The organism is Pseudoalteromonas sp. CO342X (assembly GCF_004208915.1).
In the GTDB taxonomy this organism is placed as follows: domain Bacteria; phylum Pseudomonadota; class Gammaproteobacteria; order Enterobacterales; family Alteromonadaceae; genus Pseudoalteromonas; species Pseudoalteromonas maricaloris.
Map to the genome: position 1 here is coordinate 36632 of NZ_SGPH01000007.1, position 22898 is coordinate 59529.

Sequence of the window (22898 nt, forward strand, 5' to 3'; positions counted from 1 at the left end):
AACGTCAAAAAACTTGAATAATTTCAATGATACCGGTGTCATAACTTTTATATGTTTTATGACACCGGTATCACCCAATAGCCATAAAAAAACCGCCAAAAATGGCGGTTTCATTTTGTAATTAAGGGCTAAAGCGCAACTTAATTAAATAACGATTTAATATCTTGCTCGTTAAAAACGTAGTTTTTCAAGCAGTAATGACAGCTAATATTGACTTCTCCGTGTTTTTGCAAGTCTTCCATCAAGGCTTCTAGTCCGACATTGGCCAGCGCATTCTCGGTTTTTTCACGGCTACATCCACATACAAACGAGATAGCTTGTGGTTCAAAAAGTTGAGGATTGTCTTCGTGATACAGTCTTGTTAGTACGGTATTGGCGTCTAAATCTAGTAGCTCTCTATCTTTAATCGTGTCGCTTAGTGCTTCAAGATGTTGGAAATCGGCAACAGACTTTTCTTTATTGACAGGCAGTACTTGTAAAAACAGACCTGCCGCTTTCACTTTATCGCCAACTAGGCTTGTTGCGAACCATAAACGGGTTTTCAATTGCTCTGATTGCTCGAAGTACTCTTCTAAACATTCGGCAAGTGATGCTTTAGAAAGAGGAACTATGCCTTGATAGCGTTCGCCTTTTGTCGGCGTAATGGTGATAACCATATACCCTTTGCCCATGAGCTCAGGTACAGATGATCCTGAAACCTCAGATTGCAGCCTTGCCACGCCGCGCATCTGTTGTTTGTGATTACCATTGATCACCGCATATTTTACTGGACCATCACCTTGAAGCTGAACCGCAATGTCACCTTCAAATTTTAACGTAGCGGTAAGCAAACTCGTCGCAACCAATAACTCGCCTAATAGCTGTTGCACAGGCTCTGGGTAGTTGTGACCGCTAATGATGTCAGTAAAAGTTTGTTCTATTTGTACAAGCTCACCACGTACATCTAACTTGTCGAAAATATAACGATGAAGTAAATCAGTCTGCATCAATGAAAATCCTAGTTTGATTTCAATTTAAGTAATTCACGGCGTTGTTTCTTGTCCGGCTTAGTGGCAGGACGAGGCGCAAACAAACTATTGTTTTGGCGCGCCAACGCGTTTTGCGTTCGTTTTTCAATACTTGCTTCAGACTCTTCATAAAGAGTTTGAGCAATTGGAGCCGCTTGTCGCTTTTCCATGATTTTGAGTATGGTTACTTCTTTCTCTTCATATCCTTGGGCTAATTTCACTACCGCGCCGACTTCAACCGTTTTACTTGGTTTACAGCGTTGACCGTTGTAATGTACTTTGCCACCTTGGACCATATCGCGAGCAAGCGCTCGTGTTTTGTAAAAGCGAGCTGCCCATAACCACTTATCAATACGAACTTTCTGTTCAGATTGGTTGTTTTCCTGTTGGAGTTTTGTCACAATTCGTTAACTATTTGCTAGTGTGAAATTTAACCTAACAAATTTAGCATATTTCGTTATGCAAACAAAGTAGATGACAGGCACTAAACTTGTGAGTTAATCGCACTTTACCTAAAAAATGAACTAATATGTGTGTCTATGTTCCAAGGTTAAGTTTAGATTCAGTTAATTGGCCTACGGTGTACCTATTTAATTAAAAGTTTAACAAATGCACGCTTGTTGAAAAAATTTCGAGGCGGTACACTGGGGCGTTCAAGAGAATAAGAAAAGTATTATATGGAATTACAGTTACAACAGCTTCAGAAGTTTTGGCTTGGTTTGCCTCATGCAAAATTGAGTCGTATCATTGTTGTCCTGTCGGTTGTTTACGTTGCGTTTCTCTTTTCGCAATTATTTTGGTTGTTATGGCCTGTGCCACAAACTCAACCCTTGCTCCCTGCATCACAACTGTATAGTCAATCAAGTAGCGGTATCACAAGCCAAGGAATCGTCGCTCAAAATTTGTTTGGTGAGGCAAATGCTAAGCCCGATACCAAACCACAGCCTGTGGTTTCTGATGCACCGGAAACAACGCTTAACGTTAGGCTAACTGGTATCGTGGCTGTCAGCCAAGATGATGGTGCAGGCCTTGCTATTATTGAATCTCAGGGGCGTCAAGAAACCTATTCTGTTGACGCGCCAATCACAGGCACTCGCGCAAAGCTTGCTCGGGTATTACCTGATCGTGTGATTTTAGATGTTAGTGGGCGTTTTGAAACGCTTATGTTAGATGGCATAGAGTTTAGTCGCACTGTGGCGATGCCAACTAAGCCAAAGAAAATCGTCAACAGCACAACTTCACCTACCCCACCTCGAAATGAATTAGCTAATCGTCGCCAGGAATTGCTCAGCGATCCAGGTAAATTATTTGATTATATTAAGATTGCTCCGGAACAGCGTAACGGCGAAGTTATTGGCTATCGCCTCTCACCTGGAAAGGATCCTGAATTGTTCGAACAGGTGGGGCTTAAAGCGAATGATTTAGCAATCGCAATTAATGGGTTTCAGCTCACGGATATGAAACAGGCTATGTCAGCTATAAATGAACTTAGAACGAGCACAGATGCAAACATCACGATCGAGCGAGACGGTCAGGTGATGGATGTGCAGTTTAGCCTGTAAAGTTACTAATTTTGGAGTTTTAGAATAATGGGTAAAAAGCTACACCTCACAAAAACCAAAAAAGGGTTAGCTAAGTATGCAACGCTCTTGATTGCTGCTGGTATTTCACTTTCTGTTTCTGCGGTTGAATATGCCGCGAACTTCAAAGGTACCGATATTAATGAATTCATTAATATCGTTAGTGATAAGCTGAATAAAACTATCATCATAGACCCTAACGTGCGCGGAAATATCAATGTTCGCAGTTATGAGCTGATGGATGAAAAACTTTATTATCAGTTCTTTTTAAACGTGCTTGAAGTATATGGTTATTCAGTTATCGAAATGGATAGCGGTGTGCTTAAGGTGGTTCGTAGTTCTGATGGTAAAAAGTCGAACGTGCCTTTGGTATCTGGTGAAGAGCTAGGGAATGGTGACGTAATGGTAACACGCGTTGTTCGCGTGAAGAACGTTAGTGTGCAAGAACTTGGTCCACTTATTCGTCAATTCAGTGACCAAAAAGATGGTGGTCACGTAACCAATCTAAATTCAGCAAACGTGATGATGCTAACCGGCCATGCATCCTCGGTGAATCGCCTTGTTGATATTATCAAAACGGTTGACCAAGCGGGCGATAAGCGTGTTGATATCGTTAAGCTGAAGCATGCTACTGCTGAAGATGTTGTTAAAGTCGTTGAAAAGATTTTCCAAGACTCAGGGAAAGGCGGTGTACCAGACTTCCTTATCCCGAAAATTGTGTCAGATACTCGTACTAACAGCGTCATTGTTAGTGGCGAGTCACAGGCCCGTAGCCGCGCGGCTGAACTCATCAAGCGTTTAGATGATGAACTACAATCTCAAGGCAATACTCAGGTTTTCTATCTGAATTACGCAAAAGCGGAAGATTTGGTTAAGGTTCTTCAAGGCGTGAGTAAATCAATTGAAGAAGAGCAAGCCGCAGGTCAGCAAGCAAGAACTCGCAGTAGTAGCAAAAATGAAACCAGTATTGAGGCGCATGAAGACTCAAACTCGCTGGTGATTACCGCACAGCCAGATACAATGCGCTCATTAACTCAGGTGATTAAAAAGTTAGATATTCGTCGAGCTCAAGTACTGGTTGAAGCGATCGTTGTTGAGGTTTCTGAAGCCGATGGTATTAACCTTGGCTTACAATGGATCTCTGAAAAAGGCGGGATGCTGCAGTTTAATGATGGCAACACTGTTCCGATCGGTTCACTAGCTGTTGCTGCTGAACAAGCACGTGATAGAGAGATTAAAGGAACTATCGTTGGAACAGACGATAATGATGTATCTAATACCACTACTACCGAGCGCGGAGATTATAGCGGTTTGGCAGGCCTACTGAAAAATATAAATGGTCTGGCGGCTGGTATTGTGAAGAATGATTGGGGGGCAATCATTCAAGCGGTAACTACGGATACCAACTCAAATATTCTAGCTACACCGTCTGTTACCACTATGGATAACGAAGAAGCGTCCATGATCGTCGGTGAAGAAGTACCGATCGTGACTGGTTCTACTGCAAATGACAATAACTCAAACCCATTCCAAACGGTAGACCGCCAAGAAGTGGGTATCAAATTAAAAGTAACCCCTCAGATTAACGATGGTACAGCGGTTCAACTGACGATAGAACAAGAAGTATCAAGCGTGAAAGGTGCGACGTCGGTGGATATTCGAGTGGCTAAACGTGCTATCAATACCACGGTTATCGCTGATGATGGCGGCATGGTTATCTTAGGTGGTTTGATTGACGAAACCGTTCAAGAAAGTGTTTCTAAAGTACCACTATTAGGTGATATTCCAGTGTTAGGTCACCTATTTAGATCAACAGGAACTAAGAAGGAAAAGCGTAACTTACTCGTCTTTATCCGTCCGACTATTGTACGTGATAGCCGCAGTATGAACGAGATTAGCCATTCAAAATATAACTTTATCCGTGGTGAGCAGCATAAACAAAGAGAAGATGGTATCGAGTTAATGCCATTTGAAGATACGCCAATCCTTCCTAAGTGGGACGACAAGCTTACTTTGCCACCGACGTATGAAGAGTTCTTGAAAGAACAAAACAGAAAAGAGCGTGAAAATGATTGATGAAAAAGTCACGCCAGATTTAGGAGCTGAAGCTGAAGAGATGGCAGCGCAGCTACAAAGCGCTGAGCCAATACTAGGCGAAGTGGCTGAAATGCCTGTTGTACCGACGATTTCATTGCGTTTACCATTTTCGTTTGCACGTCGAAAAGGGGTGTTACTCAGCCCAGATGGGGATCAGGCTAAGCTCTTTCACAAAGGCACGCTTGATCTTGAAACGCTGATGGAAGTACGCCGCGTTGCAGGCAAAACATTACATCTTGAAGCGCTAGATGAAGAACGCTTTGAGCATATGCTTGAAGCGTCTTATCAAAGAGATAGCTCTGAAACACAACAGATGATGGAAGATATCGGCAACGAGATGGACTTGTTCTCGCTTGCTGAAGAGTTGCCACAAACAGAAGATCTGCTTGCCGCGGATGATGATGCGCCTATCATCAAGCTCATTAACGCCATGTTGAGTGAAGCGATAAAAGAAGGTGCGTCGGATATCCATATCGAAACATTTGAGCAAGAACTGGTTATTCGCTTTAGGGTTGATGGCGTACTGAAAGAAGTATTGAAGCCAAATCGTAAGCTGTCTTCATTATTAGTGTCTCGTATCAAAGTAATGGCTAAGCTCGACATCGCAGAAAAACGTGTACCGCAAGATGGCCGTATTAGTCTGCGGATTGCGGGGCGAGCCGTGGATGTGCGTGTATCGACGATGCCATCAAGCTTTGGTGAACGAGTGGTGCTGCGTCTACTAGACAAAAATAATGCGCGATTAGATCTCGAAGATTTGGGTATGACCCAAGCAAACCGCGATGCGTTTGCAGAGATCATTGCTAAGCCTCACGGCATCATACTGGTTACCGGTCCAACGGGCTCAGGTAAGAGTACGACTTTGTACGCCGGCATGACACAAATCAATTCAAGGGACCGTAATATTTTAACGGTTGAAGATCCGATTGAATATGAGATCCCAGGCATTGGCCAAACACAAGTAAATCCAAAAGTGGATATGACATTCGCTCGAGGTTTACGTGCGATCCTACGTCAAGATCCCGATGTGGTGATGGTTGGTGAGATCCGAGATTTAGAAACCGCGCAAATTGGTGTTCAAGCATCTTTGACCGGCCACTTGGTATTATCCACACTACACACGAATACGGCCGCCGGTGCTATCACGCGTATGGAAGACATGGGGGTTGAGCCGTTTCTTTTGAGTTCATCACTGCTAGGCGTGTTGTCACAGCGATTGGTAAGAACGCTTTGCCCTAACTGTAAAGAAGCGCATTTGGCGGATGAACGAGAATGTGAACTATTGGGTGTGGCTAAAGACAGTGGCACGCAAATATTCCGTGCAGTCGGCTGTGAAGAGTGTAACTTCAATGGTTACAAAGGCCGTACAGGTATTCATGAGCTTCTCATCGTTGATGAGCCTATCCGTGAACTTATTCATAACGGTAAAGGTGAGCAAGCGGTAGAGAAGTATATTCGTAAGCGTACGCCAAGCATCCGACAAGATGGCTGTTCGCGAGTACTTGCTGGCCAAACAACCTTAGAAGAAGTAATGCGTGTAACGCGTGAGGAAGGCTAATGGCAGCGTTTGAATACCGCGCCTTAGATGGTAAAGGCAAAGAGAAGAAAGGAATTTTAGAGGCGGATACGGCGAAGCAAGTTAGGCAAATGCTGAGAGAAAAAGCCATGATGCCACTTGAAGTTTTGCCTGCTGCTGAGAAAGATAAAAACCAAAGTAGTGGTGGTTTTACGCTTTTTAAAGGCTACCGTCCCTCGGTATCAGACCTTGCCTTGATCACGCGCCAGTTGGCGACCTTGATCCAATCTTCTTTACCTGTTGAGGCTGCGGTGATGGCTGTGGCTGAGCAATGTGAAAAGCCAAGATTAAAGCGTATGCTGATGGCGGTAAGATCAAAAGTCGTTGAAGGTTATACACTTGCAGATGGTATGTCGGAGTTTCCTCATGTATTTGATCACTTGTACCGCTCAATGGTTGCCGCTGGAGAAAAGTCAGGGCACTTAGATGAAGTACTAAATCGCTTGGCCGATTACACTGAGCAGCGCCAACATATGCGTAGCCAAATTACGCAAGCGATGGTGTATCCCATTATTTTGGTTATCTTTGCTATCGCGATTGTTTCCATTCTATTGGGAACGGTAGTACCAAAGATCTTGAAGACCTTTGAGAAGTCTAAGCAAGCACTGCCTTGGACAACAGAGTGGGTTATGGCTGCCAGTAATTTTGTACAAAACTACTGGATGATCACGTTGGCAGTGGTTGTCATTGGCACCTACGCGATTAAAAAAGCATTACAAAATCCTAAGATCCGCTTTTGGTATGATAGCAAGCTGCTGAGTTTACCGGGGCTTGGTAAGGTAACTCGCAGCGTGAATACTGCACGATTTGCGCGTACCTTAAGTATTCTCTCATCGAGTTCGGTTCCGCTACTTGAGGGCATGAAAATCTCAGGTCAAGTACTTGAGAACGAAAAAATCAAAGCCTCCGTTGCAGAAGCCGCGACTCGGGTGAGTGAAGGTGCAAGCCTTAGAGCGTCGTTGCAGCAGACTAAAATGTTCCCACCTATGATGCTGCACATGATTGCCAGCGGTGAAAAGTCGGGTGAATTAGAACAGATGCTTGAACGTGCAGCGAATAACCAAGAAAGAGAATTTGAAAGTATGGTAAATGTCTCGCTGAAGTTGCTAGAACCTGCGATGATAGCGACGATGGCAATTATTGTACTGTTTATAGTTATGGCGATTCTTCAGCCGATTATGGCGATGAACAAAGCCGTAGGATTGTAGTCAAAAAGGAAAGGCCATCGCATGTTTTTGCATGGTCATCAATAACAGCATTGAGGTAAACATTGTGAAAAAACAATCAGGTTTCTCACTACTAGAAGTGATGGTGGTACTTGTTATCATCGGTATGATCTTATCTATCGTTGCGCCTAACGTGATGGGTCAACAAGAAGAAGCAGCAAAAGAAAAGGCACGTCTAGATATTCGTCAGATTGAAGACGCAATGAAGATGTACAAGCTAAAAAACAAACGCTATCCAACCACAGAACAAGGCTTAGAAGCTTTGGTAACGCAAACCAATATTGATCCGGTACCAAAACGTTTCCCTGAAGGTGGCTTTATTTCTAAGCTTCCAGAAGATCCATGGGGTAATCCTTACCAATTAGTAAGCCCTGGCGAAATGAGCCAAATCGATATCTTTTCAATGGGTCCGGATGGCGAAGTTGGCACTGATGATGATATCGGTAACTGGGATACGGAAGACGAACGTTAATCTATGTTAGCACCTCTGCATAAACCGGCATTAGCTAAGGTAAAGGGCTTCAGTTTACTTGAAGTCCTTATTGTCTTGGTGATCATTGCCTTTTCAGTAAACCTCATTACTTATACCGTCAGTGATAGTGATGAAGAAGAGCTCGAAACCATGGCTATGCGTGTGCAGGGGACGATTAATCTTGCGTCAGAATTTGCAGTACTAAATCAGGTTGAACTTGGTTTTCACTTAGATAAAGGTGTGATTGAGTTTTTGGTTTTTGACGGTGAGAAGTGGCGAACTTTCGAAGCCGACGATATCTACAAACCTATTGAGCTGCCTGAGCAGTACAAAGTGGAATTGATCTTAGAAGATCTGCCGTGGTCTCAAGATAACTTACTTGAGCAAGCAAATTGGCGAGAGTTGATGAGTGGCGGCGACGACGACAATTTACTTGAACTTAAAAAGCTCAAGATCCCGCAAGTACTTATTTTATCTTCCGGTGAAGTCAGCGCATTTAGATTAAGTGTGGAAAATAAAGAACTGCAAGAGCCAATTTATTTTGTCGAAGGCGAATTTATGGCGCCGGTAGGGCTGAAGCGGGAACCTGAAGAATGAACGCTAGAAAAAGCGTAGGCTTTACCTTACTTGAAGTCATGGTTGCGCTAAGTATTTGTGCTGTCGCTGGTATTGCTGCAATGCAAGCAACAAGCGAACATATAAATCATATCAGCTCACTTGAAGAGCAGACCTATGCGTCGTGGGTGGCAGAAAATCGCTTGGTATTTTTGCGCGCGCAAGGCGATGACTGGCATGGGAAGAATGGTAACAAAGGCGAAGAGGAAATGGCCGGGGTCACTTGGTATTGGCAACAGCATATCCAACAAACCGCAGATCCTAGCTTTGTAAAGCTCACCGTACACGTTTTCCGCGAACCTGAACTCAAAAACTCAGTGTATGACATCACCACTTTTATGTACCGGAGTAAGTAGTGACAGTGCATACACCTCAGCGTGGTTTCACGCTAATAGAAGTATTGTTGGCACTGGCTATTTTAGCGGTGGTGGTGACGGCGACTCATCAAATTTTAGATTCAACGTTGAAGGCCCAAGCGGCTTCAGCGGAAAAAATTGCCGAAATTGAAGGTCTACAAACGACTTTCCGCTTGATGGATCAGGATTTTAATCAGATCACTAAGCGAGAAGTCAGAAATGAAGCTGGGGATTTTAGCCCAACTTATATCATCCATGGCCGTTATGAGCTTGAGAGCCAATATGATGGTATCGCTTTTGTTCGTGATGGTTGGACTAACCCTATTAGTTTATTGCCACGTTCTGAACTGCAGGCTGTGGGCTATCGAGTTATCGATGACAAGCTGGAGCGTATTTATCGAGTATATGTTGACCAGCTTGATGGTACAGAGCCCCGAGCGCAGGTCATCTTGGAAGATGTAGAAGAGTTAAAGTTTGAATTTTTGGACGACAAACTAAAATGGCAAGCTGATTGGAAATCGAAATCGTTACCTAAAGCGGTCAAAGTGACGTTGCAAAGAAAAGACTCGGATCCAATAAGCCGTTTATTTTTGACGCCAGGCAGTGGTGTCGCTGATGATAAGGGGCAACAGCCATGAAGCAGCAAGGTGCGGCGCTTGTTATCGTACTTTTCATCGTTGCGTTGGCAGCGACAATTGCCGCTGAAATGGCGAGTAGTTTAATGGTGCAGGTACAAAAGGCCTCGAATATTCAAACTCAGCAACAAGCCAAGTGGTATAGCTATGGTGCTGAGGAATTAGTCAAAAGAGCGTTGATACAAGCGAAAAAAGATGATCCTGATAGCGTTAATCTAGACCAGCCTTGGGCTCGTGAAGAAGTGCCTTACCCTGTCGATCATGGTACGTTGAGCGGTAAAGTGACAGACTTACAGGCATGCCTAAACCTGAATGCCTTGAGAGCAAAGTCACAAACAAATGGAAATGACCAAGGTGGCCGGCAGATTGGTGGAAAGAATACAAACCCAGCCCATGCTGCGCTATTGGAACTTTTGAAGAATATTGAGGATTTGCCGAGTAACGAAAGCGAGGAAGCCCTTGCTGATAGTGTCTACGATTGGCTTGACGAAGACAGCATTACTTACCGCTCAGGGGCAGAAGAAGACGAGTATATGTCTAATCAGACGCCTTATTTAACGGCTAATAATTTGATGGCGTCTGTCAGTGAGCTACGCGTGATTAAGGGCTTTAACCCGCTGGTGATGGAAAAGATTAAGCCTTATGTTTGCGTGATCCCCGGAAGTGAGGAACTCGCGGTAAACGTCAATACGATATTGCCAGAACAAGCGCTTCTACTCAGTGCGCTTATACCTGGTTTATCGAAGTCAGGTGCTGAAGCTATTATTTCAGCAAGACCAAAAAAAGGTTTTACCGATATTAATGAATTTTACACGGAAGTCGCGAATCAAGGGGTCAAAGACCCTAACAAGACTTCCAAAATTTTTACGATTAACAGCAATTATTTTCAGTTGCGAGCAACAGCTGTGTTTGATGAGCGACGCTTTTCTCTCACATCAATTATAGAAACAAAAGATGGTAAAGCGTACGTGCTTGCTCGTAAATTTGGAGGCGTAGAGTGACAGAACAATTATTGGTCCGTGTGGATCAGTCACACCAGGCGACAATACACTGGTTAGTGTGGTCAACAGAACAACAACAAATTATTGCCAGTGGTGAACTAGAAGGGAGTGAACAGCTTAGTAGCCTTGCCGAAAAAGCGCAAACGAGACCGGTTATTTTGTTACTACCAGCGACTGCGGTGCAATTACGCACGCTAGAATTACCAGCAAAATGGAATAGGAAACTAGAGCAAGCCTTACCGTTTATGCTTGAGGAAAATGTCGCGACCGACATCGATGCGCTATTTATCGCAATTGGTAAGCCGGGCATGAAAGCCGACACACATACTATCGATGTTGCGATTTGTGATAGCAGTTGGCTACAAAGCTGGTTTAGTGCCTTCGATGATGCAGGGATCAGTGTAAATAAAGCGCTACCGGATGCTTTATGTTTGCCGCTTCATGAAGAGATGACTAGTGCCGTGCAGTTAGGCCAGCAATGGCTATTCAAACACAATGCTTGGCAAGTTGGCACAGCAGAACTTAGCTGGGTCAACGAGTACCTCACCATTGCGGGTGTTAAGCAGCTGGCGCATTTTAGCCCGGCAAGCGATTTCTCGGAAACGATAACGCTTACTGCGCAACAACAAGATTACGATTTACCTTTAGCCATCTTCGCGAAATCACTATCAAATATTGATTTTAATTTGCGTCAAGGTCGATTCGCTGCGAAGAAAAAGCAGCCGCAATGGTGGCGTGACTGGCGCAGTGGCCTAATAGCGGCGAGCGTGGCAGTAGTGAGCTTTATCGCAATTAAAGGCACTCAGCTGTATGTGATAAGCCATCAAGCTAATCAGCTAGAAACCCAAGCAGTCGCTATGTATCAACAGGCATTTCCAAATAAAGTAGTGCGTCCGCACTTATTGAAAAAACAGATCCAAAATGAGCTTGATGCGTTATCTGGCACGGAACAAGGTGGTTTGCTCGAATTAACTAATCACTTTGTGGCCATTTATGAAGAGATCGATGCTTTCGCTCCTGAAACGCTGCGTTATGATAAACGTAGGAATGAGCTTAGAATTAGAGCACGCGCAAAAGAGTTTCAGGTATTTGGTCAGGTCAAAGCAATTTTAGAGCAACGCGGTGTAAGTGTTGAACAGGGCGCCCTGAACAATGATGGTGACTTTGTGGTGGGTGAAATTCGCATTCGAGGTGCAGCATGAAGCAGCAAGTAGTGAACTATTGGCGTGGTTTAAAAGAGCAAGAACAAAAACTGTTGATTGTTGCTGGCGTTATTTTTATCGTTTTTGTTCTAATAATGGGTATATTCAAACCTTTGAATCAGGCTGTCAGCGATGCCGAAGCTAAGCTAAAACGTAATCACGAACTCGTAAATTGGGTTGGTCAAAGCGTGAGTAAGCTGAAATCTAGCAGTCCCGCACAGGTGATCAGCGGCGGTAATATCAGCCAGATAGTCAATAACACCCGTGGCCGTTTTCAAATTGATATCAGCAAAATGCAACCTAGTGGCGAAAGCTTGCGTTTAACCATCGATGATGTGGAATTTAATAAACTTGTTGCTTGGATAGATGAACTGACAAATAAGCATGGAGTAAAAGTAGAAAACCTAGACCTTACACAAGGGAATTTACCTGGCTTTGTGCGTGTTAGTCGCTTGGTTTTAGAGAAATAATTATGAAAAAAACACTATCTCTACTCATTATATTTTTACTCGCATTTATTATTTTTAGTGCTTTTACTATGCCAGCAGCGGTGTTGCTGCAAGTTTTTAAAGGCCAATTACCAGCTAATTTGCAGCTAGGTGCAGTAAATGGTTCTGTTTGGCATGGTCAAGTGAGCGGTGTGAGATTCAATAACATTCAATTGAATCAGGTTAAGTGGGAGCTTGAACCGTCGTCATTACTACTCGGTGAGTTGGCAGGCAATGTACAGTTTGGTAATGCGAGAGATAAAAATGAGATCTCAGGAAAAGCTAATTTCTCATCGAATTTAGTAAGTAAATCCATGACGGTAAATAATGCCTCACTTCGTTTCAGTGTTGAACAGGCTATGGACCAAGTAACTCTGCCATTGCCGGTTGATGCCAAAGGGCGCGTTATTGTTAATGTGAAGGAGTACCAAAGTGGTGCACCGTATTGCGAAGGGCTAAATGGTGAGATAAGTAGTCCAAATATTGATGTTAAAGGCATGAATGGCTGGTTTAGTATCGGCGACCTTAGTGGTCAGCTCGATTGTAAATCAGGAGATATTGCCGTGGTTGTTGACCCTGAAAACCGCTTGGGCTTACAGGCTGATGCGACACTTGCTGCCAACTTCCAGTTTCGCGTATCTGGTAATATCAAACCAGATGCAAGTCTACCGAAAGAAGTACACGATGCGGTTAAGTTTTTGGGGAGACCGGATGGCGAAGGTCGCTACCCAGTAAATTTATAATATACTTCTGTCACATCAGACTTTAGTTATACCAATTTGCTTAATTAAGTGACCTATTTTGAGGCGAGAAAATCTTGTCGATAACAAGGCGAAAACTTTGCTATTTAGTGGTTCTAAATGAGAAATTTTTAACGCAGTTAGCGTCAGATTTGCTCCTTCAAATTGAGCAAGTATTAAGACTAATTGGTATTAATCTAATCTCAGGTTAGTTATTAATATAAAAGCATTTTTGTAGGCGCTGATACGGCGCCTAAGTTCAAGGCAACACTATGCACGACTTCTCTTTTACTGCAGCTGATCAGCTGAATTTAGAAAACTACTTTTCTGCGCGCAAACTTTCTATTGATATTGCTTTTTTACAAGGATATTTATTTGCTACCTGTATAGACCCAAACGGTATCGAGGTAGATAAGTGGCTTAAGACTTTAACCAACGCAGATCCCGAACTAGATGAGAGTATTGCATTTGCATTGATGGCTTTACATCATGAGATTTCTGAGCAGGTATACGAAACTGAATTTCAATTGCCTTGGAATGGTGAAACACCACTTGAGCAAAAAATTAATTGGGCCGAAGGGTTTTTAATGGCGGCGACGCCCTTTTATGAGCAATTGATGTCCAGTCCGCTCGCCGACGATATTAAACAAGCTTTGCAAGTGAGCACAGAACAACTGGGGCTTTTTGCACTTGGTGAGCAACAGTTAACGATTTACTGTGACAAAGTGGGACAGTCACTGACCGAGTTTCAACTAACTCAAGCGCAATTAGCTGATGAGTTTGCTGCTTCCTACGCTGAGTTAGTCGAAGTTGCCGCAGTGAATAGCGGACTATTTGATTAATCGAAAATGCTTTACGCGAGATCTAATTCGATAAATGTGCAACCCTGTTGGCATTGTGCTACAGCTCTATTTGATGTCGATTGGCTTAAACTGAGTACAATGGGTTGCTGACAGCTTGGGCAATTGACAACACGTCCCTGGCTAAGCTTTTTGATGAGTGCTTTTTGATCATTAAAGGATTTTGCCGACTTTTTATTTAATTGACTAAAGTCCATTATAATCCCTTCGCTTCATGAATGGCTTGCTCTGCAATTTCACAGATTTTGACGAGATCGGGGCCGTAAAAATACAAGTTATAGTCGTTTTCTTTACAATACTTGAGGTGGAAAAGCCTTACTTTTTCATCTGTTGCCAAGGCTTCGTCAATATAGCGCTTTTCGTCATCTGTCATGGTAATTGCTTTTACGACGTTGGCTCTGGCGATCCTTGCGGCCGTACTGCGTTGTACTTTGCTGGACTCGCTTAGCACTTCAACGCCTTGACCGAGTAATCTATCTCTTGGCTCTTTAATCAATGGATGATCCACAGTAAACAGAGCAACGACTATAATGGCTAATACTAAGAATTTTTTCATAATCTGACGCTGATTTGATCTAGCTAACAAAAATCTTGTTCCTAGTGTAATAAACTTGTCTGTCAGGTCGCAACAAGTCTCTCATCATTTATGGTGGGTTTTAGCTCAACTTACTATTAATCATAGAGTTTCAAAGCGTATAATAGTAAGCGCTAAACTATGTCATGGGGCACATTGCAATAGTTTAGCCTGTATTTTTCAAGGTCACTGTAGCAAGTGCATCTCGTTCCAAAGCACTAAGGAGCTTCCATGGAGAACGAAAGAATCAAGGTTAAAAACATACCGTCTGAAGTAAAAATTCAAAAGCCAATAGGTGGCACTGAAGGGAAATCGCTCAATAGCTCTACGCCCGATCGTTTTAATCCTCGTAATCGCATATATGTCCGGGCGGTGTCTGGCCTACATCAACTGCTAAGAAGGCGTATCGGCTTTATTGGTATGTTGGCATTTATGGCTTTACCTTGGTTAAATTTTCACGGCCATCAAGCGGTGTTGTTCGATATTTTTGAGCAGAAGTTTAATATTTTTGGCATGACACTATGGCCACAAGATCTGACTATCTTTGCTTTTATTCTGATGATAGCGGCATTTGCTCTGTTCTTGGTGACCACCTTCTATGGCCGAGTATGGTGCGGCTACACCTGCCCGCAAACCGTTTGGACGTTTATCTTTATTTGGTTTGAAGAAAAGTTTGAAGGAACGGCAAACCAACGGAAAAAGCTAGATCAGAGAGCGATGGATTTTGACAAGTTTTGGCGAAAAACGGCAAAACATGGTAGCTGGATACTCTTTTCACTGTATACCGCAATCACTTTTGTTGGTTACTTTACCCCAATCCGCTCGTTGATCCCTGATTTACTTACTTTTTCTGCAGGATTTTATTCCGTCATTAGCATTATCGTGTTTACCATTTGTACTTATGGTAATGCCGGTTGGATGAGGGAAATCATGTGTTTACACATCTGTCCTTACTCTCGTTTCCAATCAGCCATGTTTGATAAGGACACATTTACCGTCGCCTATGATAGCGAACGAGGTGAAAGTCGAGGTCCTCGAGGACGCAAGCAAGATCCAAAAGCGCTAGGGCTTGGAGATTGTATCGATTGCAACCTGTGCGTTCAGGTGTGTCCTACCGGTATCGATATTCGTAATGGCTTGCAATATGAATGCATCAACTGTGGTGCGTGTATTGATGCCTGCGATGGTGTTATGGATAAGATGAACTACCCGCGCGGATTGATTGCTTACACTACAGAGCGCAATTTAGAATCATCCAGCGAAAAGACCAAACCAGTACGTGGTAAATTAATCGGTTATTTAATGATTCTGGTCGTTATCACTGGTGCATTAGTTGCGAACATTGCGATGCGTAAGCCGATGGATCTTGATATTATTCGGGATAGAAATCAGCTTTATCGTGTCAATATTGAGGGATTGGTAGAAAATACCTATACCTTGAAAGTGATAAACAAAGCGCAAGTTGAGCAGAAATTTTCTATTGCAATAACAGGTCTAAGTAATTATCAGGTGATCGGTAAGCAAGAGGTGCACTTAGCAGCAGGCACGACATTAGATGTGCCACTCTCTGTTGTGATTGATCCATATGATTTGAAAAAGCCAGTCACTGAATTTGAGTTTGTGCTTATTAACCAAGACGATCCTGAAGAACGGCTGGCGCAGCCGACCAATTTCTTCAAAGGAAGATAACAAGGTAAAAGCGAGGTATAAAACCTCGCTTTTTTATAAACATTATGAACGATTTTAGTTTTAACGCGTTGACACCGGATCTAATTTTAGATGCGATTGAGGCACTTGAGATATATCCGACAACGGGATTATTGGCCTTAAACAGCTATGAAAACCGTGTTTATCAATTTGGTGCTGAGGACGGCAAGCGTTATGTGGTGAAGTTTTACCGCCCAGCGCGTTGGACGGATGAACAAATTCTAGAAGAGCATGAATTCGCACTGGCAGCGAAAGAAGCTGAAGTGCCTGTTGTAGCACCTTTACTTATTGCTGGGCGTAGTCTGCATTTTTATGAAGGTTATCGCTATACGTTGTTTCCAAGCGTTGGTGGACGCCAGTTCGAGCTCGATAATCTAGATCACTTAGAAATTTTAGGTCGCTACCTAGGGCGCTTGCATTGTCTGTCGGCTGAGCGAGCATTCGAGCATAGACCACAGCTCAATACCCAGCGTTTTTTGGTTGATGCGCAACAAACACTGCTAAAAAGCCAGTTAGTGCCTAGTCATCTACACACTCCATTTGTTACTATTCTTGAGCAAGTTATTAACAAAGCAACCTCAAAGTATCAAGTTGCCAAAACACTTCGGCTTCATGGGGATTGTCATGCTGGAAATCTATTGTGGTCTAGAGATCAATTGATGTTGGTGGATCTTGACGATTGTCAGCAAGGCCCTGCAATACAAGACTTGTGGATGATGTTAAATGGCGACCGCAACGAGCAATTGGTACAGTTAGACACCCTGCTTATGGGTTACGAAGAATTTATGCCGTTTGATTCAAAAGAGCTTGCGTTAATTGAGCCGCTACGTGCCATGAGAATGGTGAATTATATGGCTTGGTTGGCACAGCGCTGGCAGGATCCTGCATTCGAGCGGAACTTTTCTTGGTTTGCGACAGACAAATACTGGGAACAACAGATCCTAGCGTTAAAAGAGCAATTTGCTGCATTAGATGAACCAAGTTTGAGCCTATTTCCTTAAAATTAGAGAGAGTAACATGCTAAAAAAATTAAAAATCGCACTTATTGCATTACTTTTGCCCATTGCTGCGATGGCTTCAGACTTTACCGAAGGTGAACACTACACAACCTTAACAACCGAACAGAGTAACTCAGAGAAAGTTACTGAGTTTTTCTCTTTTTACTGTCCTCACTGTTTCCGCTTTGAGCCAATTGCAAAAGCGATTGAAAAGAACTTACCTGAGGGGGCGTACTTTGAAAAAAGCCATGTGAACTTCCTGCGAGGCGTTCCTACAGAAACGCAGAGCAACCTAAGCTATGCCTATATTATTGCTGATCAAGCAGGCAAAGCGGATGTGATTGCCGAGAAGATTTTTAATGCTATTCATGTTGAAAGAAACAAACTGTTAGACATTAAAGATTTGAAAACGCTAATGGAGTTAAATGGGATTTCTGCTGAAAAGTTTGATCAGGCTGTAACGAGCATGCCAGTAGTGAGTGCGGAAAATAACATGCTTAAAGCACAAGAAAAGTTTTCTGAAGCGGGTGCGCTTACAGGCGTTCCAACTTTTATCGTAAACGACAAATACAGAATCGAAATGAAAGGTATCAAGAGTCAAGAGCAGCTTGATGAATTGATCGCATATCTATTAAAAAAATAAGGACTGGAGAAAGTTAGTATGTTGAAAGTATTAAAAGGCTTAGCGGTTGCACTAATGCTTCCTCTTCTTGCTCAGGCTGCGCCATTTGAAGAAGGTGTACATTATGAAGTTATTGCTGAGCGTGGCACGAAAAAGCCTGAGGTAATGGAGTATTTTTCTTTTTATTGTCCAGCCTGTAACGCAATGGAAAATTTAATCGTTGACGTTAAACCAAAGTTGGACGAGGGCGTTAAGTTTAAAAAAAGCCATATAGATTTTGTTGGTCCAAGAGAGCCTGAGATCCAACAGGTGTTGGCACAAGCACTTGCAACTGCTGAAGTGCTGCCACAAAAAGACAAGATAGTTGCAGCCATGTTTAATCATATCCATGGCAAGCGTGCAAAAATCAATGAACTTGCTGATGTAAAAGATATCTTTATTGCGCAAGGTGTTGAAGAAGAGAAGTTTGATAAACTTTATGCCAGTTTCTCTGTTCGTACTAAAGCTTCAAAAATGCAACGTATGCAGAAGACTCTTTCTGATAAAGGCGCGCTAACAGGGGTACCAATGTTCGTGGTGAACGGTAAATACAAGCTATTACTTCGTGAGTCTGGTACGACTAAGCCTGAGCAAATTGCTGCTTTGGTGAATTATTTAGCAAAGAAATAAAATCTAATTTGTATTAGACTAGCCCTGCAATTATTGCGGGGCTTTTTTATGTTTAAAATTTTAGTTTCTAGCTGTTTATTGGGCTATCCGGTGAGGTATGACGCCTCTTCACAAAGCCTTCAAGACAATACATTACAGTATTGGCGGCAAAAAAATTGGGTCTTACCGCTATGCCCCGAAGTATCTGGTGGTTTACCAACACCTCGCCCATCGGCTGAAATAGCAGATGGTAAAGTTTTGAGTAAACAAGGGGATGATTTTACCACCGCGTTTGAACTCGGTGCTAAAAAAGCGCTAGCGGCTTGCCTTCAGCACGATATAAAGTTTGCGTTGTTAAAAGAGTCCAGTCCGTCTTGCGGCAGCAATCTGATTTACGATGGTAGTCATACCGGTAAAAAAATAGTAGGGCAGGGGCTGACTGCGTCTTTATTACAGCAATCCGGTATTCAAGTATTTAGCGAAACTCAGCTGCCAGCACTTATCACAGCGATGGCAGCCAGTCGTTAATCGTTAGAGATCACTTTCTCACTAAGTAAACGCCAGATTCAATATGATGGGTATAAGGGAACTGATCGAAAATCGCCATACGTGCGATTTTATGTGTTTCACATAACAAGGCTAAGTCACGCTCTAACGTGTCTGGATTACATGAGATATAAATAATGTTGTCGTAGTTGCTGACTAAGCGACAAGTCAATTCATCCATGCCAGCACGAGGCGGGTCGACAAGGATCGTTTGGCAATCATAGGACTGTAAATCAATACCATCTAATCGAGAAAACTTCTGCCCTTTCATGGCTTGTGTAAACTCTTCACTCGACATGCGAATAATATCTAAGTTATCGACTTTATTTGCTGCAATATTAAATTGTGCAGACTTTACTGATGATTTAGAGATCTCAGTAGCCAGCACTTTATTGAATGAGCCTGCCAATGCGATTGAAAAGTTACCGTTACCACAATAAAGCTCTAATAGGTCGTTGCTTAGCGGTTCACTAATGGACTGCGCCCAAGCTAGCATTTTCTGATTCACTTCCGCATTCGGTTGCGTAAAGCTGTTCTCAACCTGCTGATAAATATATTCTTTACCGTTAACGCTTAGTTTTTCAGTTACATAGTCGTTGCCAAACACAACCTTTTGTTTTCTAGCACGACCGATAAAATCAACTTTATAGGTTTGTTGCAATTCGGCTCTTAATGTCTGCATGGCAGTTTGCCACGCTTCATCTAACTGCTTGTGATAAAGTAAGCTGATCAGTATTTCACCGCTCAGCGTCGTGAGATAGTCGATCTGAAACAGTTTACGACGCAATATCTCGTTGCCTTTCAGCTGATGTATCATCACCTGCATCATTTCATTGACAAGCGGCGCACCAGGATCAAAGCTATCAACACGGATCTTTTCTTTTGTTTGCTGGTCAAACATGATGTGAAACAGATCTTCACCCTCATGCCATACTCTAAATTCACAGCGCTGGCGGTAATGGCGAGTTGCAGATTCATACACTTCAAGTGCAGGTGCATCAAACTGTGCAAATTGTGTTGTGATACGCTCAGCTTTATCTGCTAACTGTTGCTCGTATGCTGAATCATCAATTTTTATTACTGCCATGCTAAAACCATCTATGTTGAATTAAGAGGCGCTATTTTAGGGAGCGTTGCTAATTTGTCCAGTCTAGCATCACTGATGCGTCTGGTTTGCTGTTTTTTTAATCATTATACTTTAGCTTTGCGCAAATATGCCGATAATCTAACTAATATATTGGAGGGCATACCATGAAAATCGGGCAATTAAATCAGTTGCTCAATCCAGCGATGCAGCATAAGCCTGGAAAGAGCAAAGGGATAGGACCAAATATCCAAATTAATTCGGACAGCTATGCGGGGAATAAATCTAAGCTAGCAGCTAAAATTCTTGATGATAAGCTTGCAGAAGCGTTGGGGATTGAGAAGCCGACACAAGATAAAAAAGACAAGCCACTATTTGATTTTGAATCTATTGTCAAAAATGTACTCGATTTTGTTCAGGGTGCAGTGAAGAAAGCCAAAGTCGACGGCAAAAATGATGACGAATTGAAATCTATGCTAGATGGGGCACGTAAGGGCGTGCTACAGGGTATTAATGAAGCCAGCGAAGAGTTAAAAGGCATGGGCGCTTTCAATTCCGACATCGAAGATGGTATTGAAAAATCACGAGAAGGGATTTTTAAAGGTTTAGATGATTTTGAAAAAGAATTGTTTGAAGAAAAGTCGCCAAAGGCATTAGCGATCAGTGCCGCACAGTTTGCGAGCCTCTCTAATCAGGCTGAATATGCATTTACTACAGCTGAAGGGGATGAAGTCGTTATTTCATTCTCCGATGCGTATGCTCAGGGGGCCGCTGCGAGTGTCGCGCAAAAAGGTAATGATTATGGCATGGCATATGGCACTAAGTCCTCTCATGAGGTTAGTTTCTCAATTAAGGTAAATGGTGAGCTGAACGAAGAGGAGCAGCAGGCAATTAACGATATGATGGAAGATATCCGTAATGTCAGTGATTCTTTTTTCGGTGGTGAATACGATGAAGCTTTCGATTTGGCAAAGTCGCTTAGCTTAAACTCAGATCAGATCACTAATTTCACGATGGATCTAAGACAAAGTAAAACGTCTGCTGCGATTGCTCAATATCAGCAAGGCAATCCAATGAAAGAGTTAGAGAAGGCATTTATGCCACTCAATAAGCAGTTAGCAGATGTGCAAGAGCAAGCTAAGGGACTCAATGCCGATAATGAGTTGCCAAACCTGCTTGCTTGGATGAATGAAGGTCAGTCGAGACTAAATGAGTTTTTGGATTATGCTAGTAGCTTTTTTAGTAAACTGAATGAACTAAATAAAGAGCAAGTAGAGCAAAAACAAACAAGCTAAGCCAGTTTATTTTCGCGAGGACTCATGGCAAACTTCATACTTCATTGATTTGAGGTATGAAGTTTGTCGCATATTTTGGTTTTCGATTCGGGGATCGGTGGCACCAGTGTGCTGTCGCACTTAAAGGCATGTTTGCAGGGGGTTTCATTTAGTTATGTTATGGACAATGCTTTTCTCCCATATGGCCTTCAGCCTCAAGAGCTAATCAAATCACGTGTCAAGGGACTTATTCGTTGGCAACAGCAATACTTGGACAATGTTGATCTCATCGTCATTGCATGTAATACCGCTTCAACATACGCATTAGAAGAAGCCAGAAAACATACCCAGATACCAATTATAGGTGTGGTTCCTGCTGTTAAGCCTGCTGCATCTAGTTCAAAGACCAAGCACATCGCACTATTAGCAACACCGGCAACGTCAAATAATGCATATACGCATAAGCTCATCATGGATTTTACCTCAGGTTGTAAAGTTGAAACTTTGCATTCAACGGAGCTTGTAAGGATCGCTGAGCACTTTTATTGGCATAATGAGTTGGATAAAGAGGCACTGTGCGCGGAAATAGCTCGGCTTAACATTCCAGCCACTGTTGATAGGCTAGTGTTGGGGTGTACACATTTTCCTTTGATAGCTCACGATATCAAGAATTGCTTACAGAAGCATGTTGAGCTGGTTGATTCAGGCAAAGCAATAGCCAACCGTGCAGTGTCATTGTTGGGAAGTCAAATAGTAGTAGGAGAAAAGGTGCCGAGTGCATCGGAAGTGTGTTTCTATGCAACGGCACCAGTAATGGATAGTAAAGAAGTAATCTCTATAATTAATTTAAATAAAGATTAATTAAGCGGGTGAGTGATCCATCTCACCTTCAGGCTTTTGCTTTGCTTCTCTTACTTTTAATGTACGCTGTTGAAATTCACGCTCATTGAGTTGAGTGATCGCCTTTTCTGCATCTTGCTTAGACATCTCAACAAAACCAAAACCACGTCGTTTGCCTGTGTTTTTATCCTTAAGTAGACGAACTGAAAATACTTGCCCTTGCTCTTCGAAAAGTTCGCGGACAACATGTTCGTTGGCTCGATATGGTAGATTGCCTACATATAATGTAGTAGTTGATAAGTTTGATTGTTTTTCTTGTTGTGTATCACTTTTTAAAAACTGGCTTACTACACTACCGATGATAATACCTACGGCAAGCATAAGAGCAGCGTCGAGCTGTGTAGAGCTTAATGCAAGATCAACAATGAAAAAGCTCGTTACTGCAATAACCAAAGTGATCAAAATTACTTTATGATCAAAAGACTTCATATAAATATACCAATTAAAAGAAGGTTAAACATTAATTTAACAAATGAGTTAGCTATCTTAACGAGTTAATTAAACTTCGCAATAATTAATATAGTTCTGATAGTAAGATTTGTCCTTTTTTGCATGGTTTTTACACTAAAAAGTGGGTTTTGGTTAATGTTTGTTCGAACGATCAAAAAGATCGAAAAAAAGGGTTGCACTAAAATCGGATCGCCCTATAATGCGACCCCACTGACACGGGGCACTACGCTGAAAAGCAAA

26 protein-coding genes are annotated in these 22898 nt (G+C 42.6%); 20 read left to right on the plus strand and 6 right to left on the minus strand.

The window, feature by feature from the left end; genetic code table 11:
- Window positions 1-140: 140 nt before the first annotated feature.
- Together hslO and hslR are read right to left on the minus strand one after the other, a co-directional pair.
- A complete protein-coding gene (gene hslO, locus EXT47_RS01595) occupies window positions 141-986 on the minus strand; it encodes an Hsp33 family molecular chaperone HslO (protein ID WP_039490898.1) in 846 nt (281 codons plus the stop codon).
- 11 nt (window positions 987-997) lie between these two features.
- Window positions 998-1408, minus strand: coding sequence for a ribosome-associated heat shock protein Hsp15 (hslR, locus tag EXT47_RS01600; RefSeq protein ID WP_010378496.1), 411 nt, complete (start codon window positions 1406-1408; stop codon window positions 998-1000).
- A gap of 276 nt (window positions 1409-1684) precedes the next feature.
- Between hslR and gspC the strand changes: the two genes are divergently transcribed.
- From gspC to EXT47_RS01665, 13 genes are all read left to right on the plus strand, one after another.
- Window positions 1685-2569, plus strand: coding sequence for a type II secretion system protein GspC (gspC, locus tag EXT47_RS01605; RefSeq protein ID WP_039490900.1), 885 nt, complete (start codon window positions 1685-1687; stop codon window positions 2567-2569).
- 27 nt (window positions 2570-2596) lie between these two features.
- Window positions 2597-4663 (plus strand): type II secretion system secretin GspD, encoded by a 2067-nt coding sequence (gene gspD / locus EXT47_RS01610; RefSeq protein WP_039490902.1) that lies wholly within the window; start codon window positions 2597-2599, stop codon window positions 4661-4663.
- A gap of 91 nt (window positions 4664-4754) precedes the next feature.
- Entirely contained in the window at window positions 4755-6242 is a 1488-nt protein-coding gene (gene gspE, locus EXT47_RS01615; protein ID WP_176474647.1) for a type II secretion system ATPase GspE, read from the plus strand.
- Window positions 6242-7468, plus strand: a complete 1227-nt coding sequence (gene gspF / locus EXT47_RS01620; RefSeq protein ID WP_130125775.1) for a type II secretion system inner membrane protein GspF — start codon at window positions 6242-6244, stop codon at window positions 7466-7468. The genes gspE and gspF overlap by 1 nt, the downstream gene beginning before the upstream one ends.
- A gap of 64 nt (window positions 7469-7532) precedes the next feature.
- A complete protein-coding gene (gene gspG, locus EXT47_RS01625) occupies window positions 7533-7958 on the plus strand; it encodes a type II secretion system major pseudopilin GspG (protein ID WP_026001105.1) in 426 nt (141 codons plus the stop codon).
- 3 nt (window positions 7959-7961) lie between these two features.
- On the plus strand, window positions 7962-8555 hold the full coding sequence (locus tag EXT47_RS01630; RefSeq protein WP_039490907.1) for a prepilin-type N-terminal cleavage/methylation domain-containing protein: 594 nt from the start codon (window positions 7962-7964) through the stop codon (window positions 8553-8555).
- A complete protein-coding gene (gene gspI, locus EXT47_RS01635; protein ID WP_039490909.1) occupies window positions 8552-8929 on the plus strand; it encodes a type II secretion system minor pseudopilin GspI in 378 nt (125 codons plus the stop codon). The genes EXT47_RS01630 and gspI overlap by 4 nt, the downstream gene beginning before the upstream one ends.
- Window positions 8929-9567: a type II secretion system minor pseudopilin GspJ gene (gene gspJ, locus EXT47_RS01640; protein WP_010378515.1), complete on the plus strand. Its 639-nt coding sequence runs from the start codon at window positions 8929-8931 to the stop codon at window positions 9565-9567. Before gspI ends, gspJ begins: the two co-directional genes overlap by 1 nt.
- The gene (gene gspK, locus EXT47_RS01645; RefSeq protein ID WP_130125776.1) at window positions 9564-10565 is read left to right on the plus strand and encodes a type II secretion system minor pseudopilin GspK; all 1002 of its coding nucleotides are present in this window, start codon (window positions 9564-9566) and stop codon (window positions 10563-10565) included. Before gspJ ends, gspK begins: the two co-directional genes overlap by 4 nt.
- The gene (gene gspL, locus EXT47_RS01650; RefSeq protein ID WP_130125777.1) at window positions 10562-11767 is read left to right on the plus strand and encodes a type II secretion system protein GspL; all 1206 of its coding nucleotides are present in this window, start codon (window positions 10562-10564) and stop codon (window positions 11765-11767) included. The genes gspK and gspL overlap by 4 nt, the downstream gene beginning before the upstream one ends.
- Window positions 11764-12237, plus strand: coding sequence for a type II secretion system protein GspM (gene gspM, locus EXT47_RS01655; protein ID WP_130125778.1), 474 nt, complete (start codon window positions 11764-11766; stop codon window positions 12235-12237). Before gspL ends, gspM begins: the two co-directional genes overlap by 4 nt.
- 2 nt (window positions 12238-12239) lie before the next feature.
- A complete protein-coding gene (locus EXT47_RS01660) occupies window positions 12240-12998 on the plus strand; it encodes a type II secretion system protein N (RefSeq protein WP_039490918.1) in 759 nt (252 codons plus the stop codon).
- 269 nt (window positions 12999-13267) lie between these two features.
- Window positions 13268-13837, plus strand: coding sequence for a UPF0149 family protein (locus EXT47_RS01665; protein WP_045988282.1), 570 nt, complete (start codon window positions 13268-13270; stop codon window positions 13835-13837).
- Between the two features lie 11 nt (window positions 13838-13848).
- Here EXT47_RS01665 and EXT47_RS01670 read toward each other — a convergent pair whose 3' ends face one another.
- Together EXT47_RS01670 and EXT47_RS01675 are read right to left on the minus strand one after the other, a co-directional pair.
- Window positions 13849-14052 (minus strand): hypothetical protein, encoded by a 204-nt coding sequence (locus tag EXT47_RS01670; RefSeq protein WP_069023305.1) that lies wholly within the window; start codon window positions 14050-14052, stop codon window positions 13849-13851.
- Window positions 14052-14411: a hypothetical protein gene (locus tag EXT47_RS01675; RefSeq protein ID WP_026001103.1), complete on the minus strand. Its 360-nt coding sequence runs from the start codon at window positions 14409-14411 to the stop codon at window positions 14052-14054. Before EXT47_RS01675 ends, EXT47_RS01670 begins: the two co-directional genes overlap by 1 nt.
- 249 nt (window positions 14412-14660) lie before the next feature.
- On the opposite strand from EXT47_RS01675, the gene ccoG reads away from it, so the two are divergent.
- The 5 genes from ccoG to EXT47_RS01700 are packed head-to-tail and all read left to right on the plus strand — an operon-like array spanning window position 14661 to window position 18932.
- Window positions 14661-16118 carry a cytochrome c oxidase accessory protein CcoG gene (gene ccoG / locus EXT47_RS01680; protein WP_039490925.1) on the plus strand — a complete coding sequence of 486 codons (1458 nt, stop codon included), beginning with the start codon at window positions 14661-14663 and terminating at the stop codon, window positions 16116-16118.
- Between the two features lie 44 nt (window positions 16119-16162).
- The gene (locus EXT47_RS01685) at window positions 16163-17137 is read left to right on the plus strand and encodes a serine/threonine protein kinase (protein WP_045962799.1); all 975 of its coding nucleotides are present in this window, start codon (window positions 16163-16165) and stop codon (window positions 17135-17137) included.
- A 16-nt stretch (window positions 17138-17153) separates the two neighbouring features.
- Window positions 17154-17777 (plus strand): thiol:disulfide interchange protein DsbA/DsbL, encoded by a 624-nt coding sequence (locus EXT47_RS01690; RefSeq protein ID WP_045988286.1) that lies wholly within the window; start codon window positions 17154-17156, stop codon window positions 17775-17777.
- A gap of 18 nt (window positions 17778-17795) precedes the next feature.
- Window positions 17796-18425 carry a thiol:disulfide interchange protein DsbA/DsbL gene (locus EXT47_RS01695; protein ID WP_010604382.1) on the plus strand — a complete coding sequence of 210 codons (630 nt, stop codon included), beginning with the start codon at window positions 17796-17798 and terminating at the stop codon, window positions 18423-18425.
- A gap of 48 nt (window positions 18426-18473) precedes the next feature.
- Window positions 18474-18932: a DUF523 domain-containing protein gene (locus tag EXT47_RS01700; RefSeq protein WP_069023300.1), complete on the plus strand. Its 459-nt coding sequence runs from the start codon at window positions 18474-18476 to the stop codon at window positions 18930-18932.
- A gap of 10 nt (window positions 18933-18942) precedes the next feature.
- Here EXT47_RS01700 and trmA read toward each other — a convergent pair whose 3' ends face one another.
- Window positions 18943-20037 (minus strand): tRNA (uridine(54)-C5)-methyltransferase TrmA, encoded by a 1095-nt coding sequence (gene trmA / locus EXT47_RS01705; RefSeq protein ID WP_130125779.1) that lies wholly within the window; start codon window positions 20035-20037, stop codon window positions 18943-18945.
- A gap of 164 nt (window positions 20038-20201) precedes the next feature.
- Between trmA and EXT47_RS01710 the strand changes: the two genes are divergently transcribed.
- Complete coding sequence (locus EXT47_RS01710; protein ID WP_130125780.1) at window positions 20202-21329, plus strand: DUF5610 domain-containing protein; 1128 nt, start codon at window positions 20202-20204, stop codon at window positions 21327-21329.
- Between the two features lie 63 nt (window positions 21330-21392).
- Window positions 21393-22169, plus strand: coding sequence for a glutamate racemase (gene murI / locus EXT47_RS01715; protein WP_084204130.1), 777 nt, complete (start codon window positions 21393-21395; stop codon window positions 22167-22169).
- On the opposite strand, the gene EXT47_RS01720 is transcribed toward murI, so the two are convergent.
- Complete coding sequence (locus tag EXT47_RS01720; RefSeq protein ID WP_039490939.1) at window positions 22170-22637, minus strand: RNA-binding protein; 468 nt, start codon at window positions 22635-22637, stop codon at window positions 22170-22172.
- Between the last annotated feature and the right edge of the window lie 261 nt (window positions 22638-22898).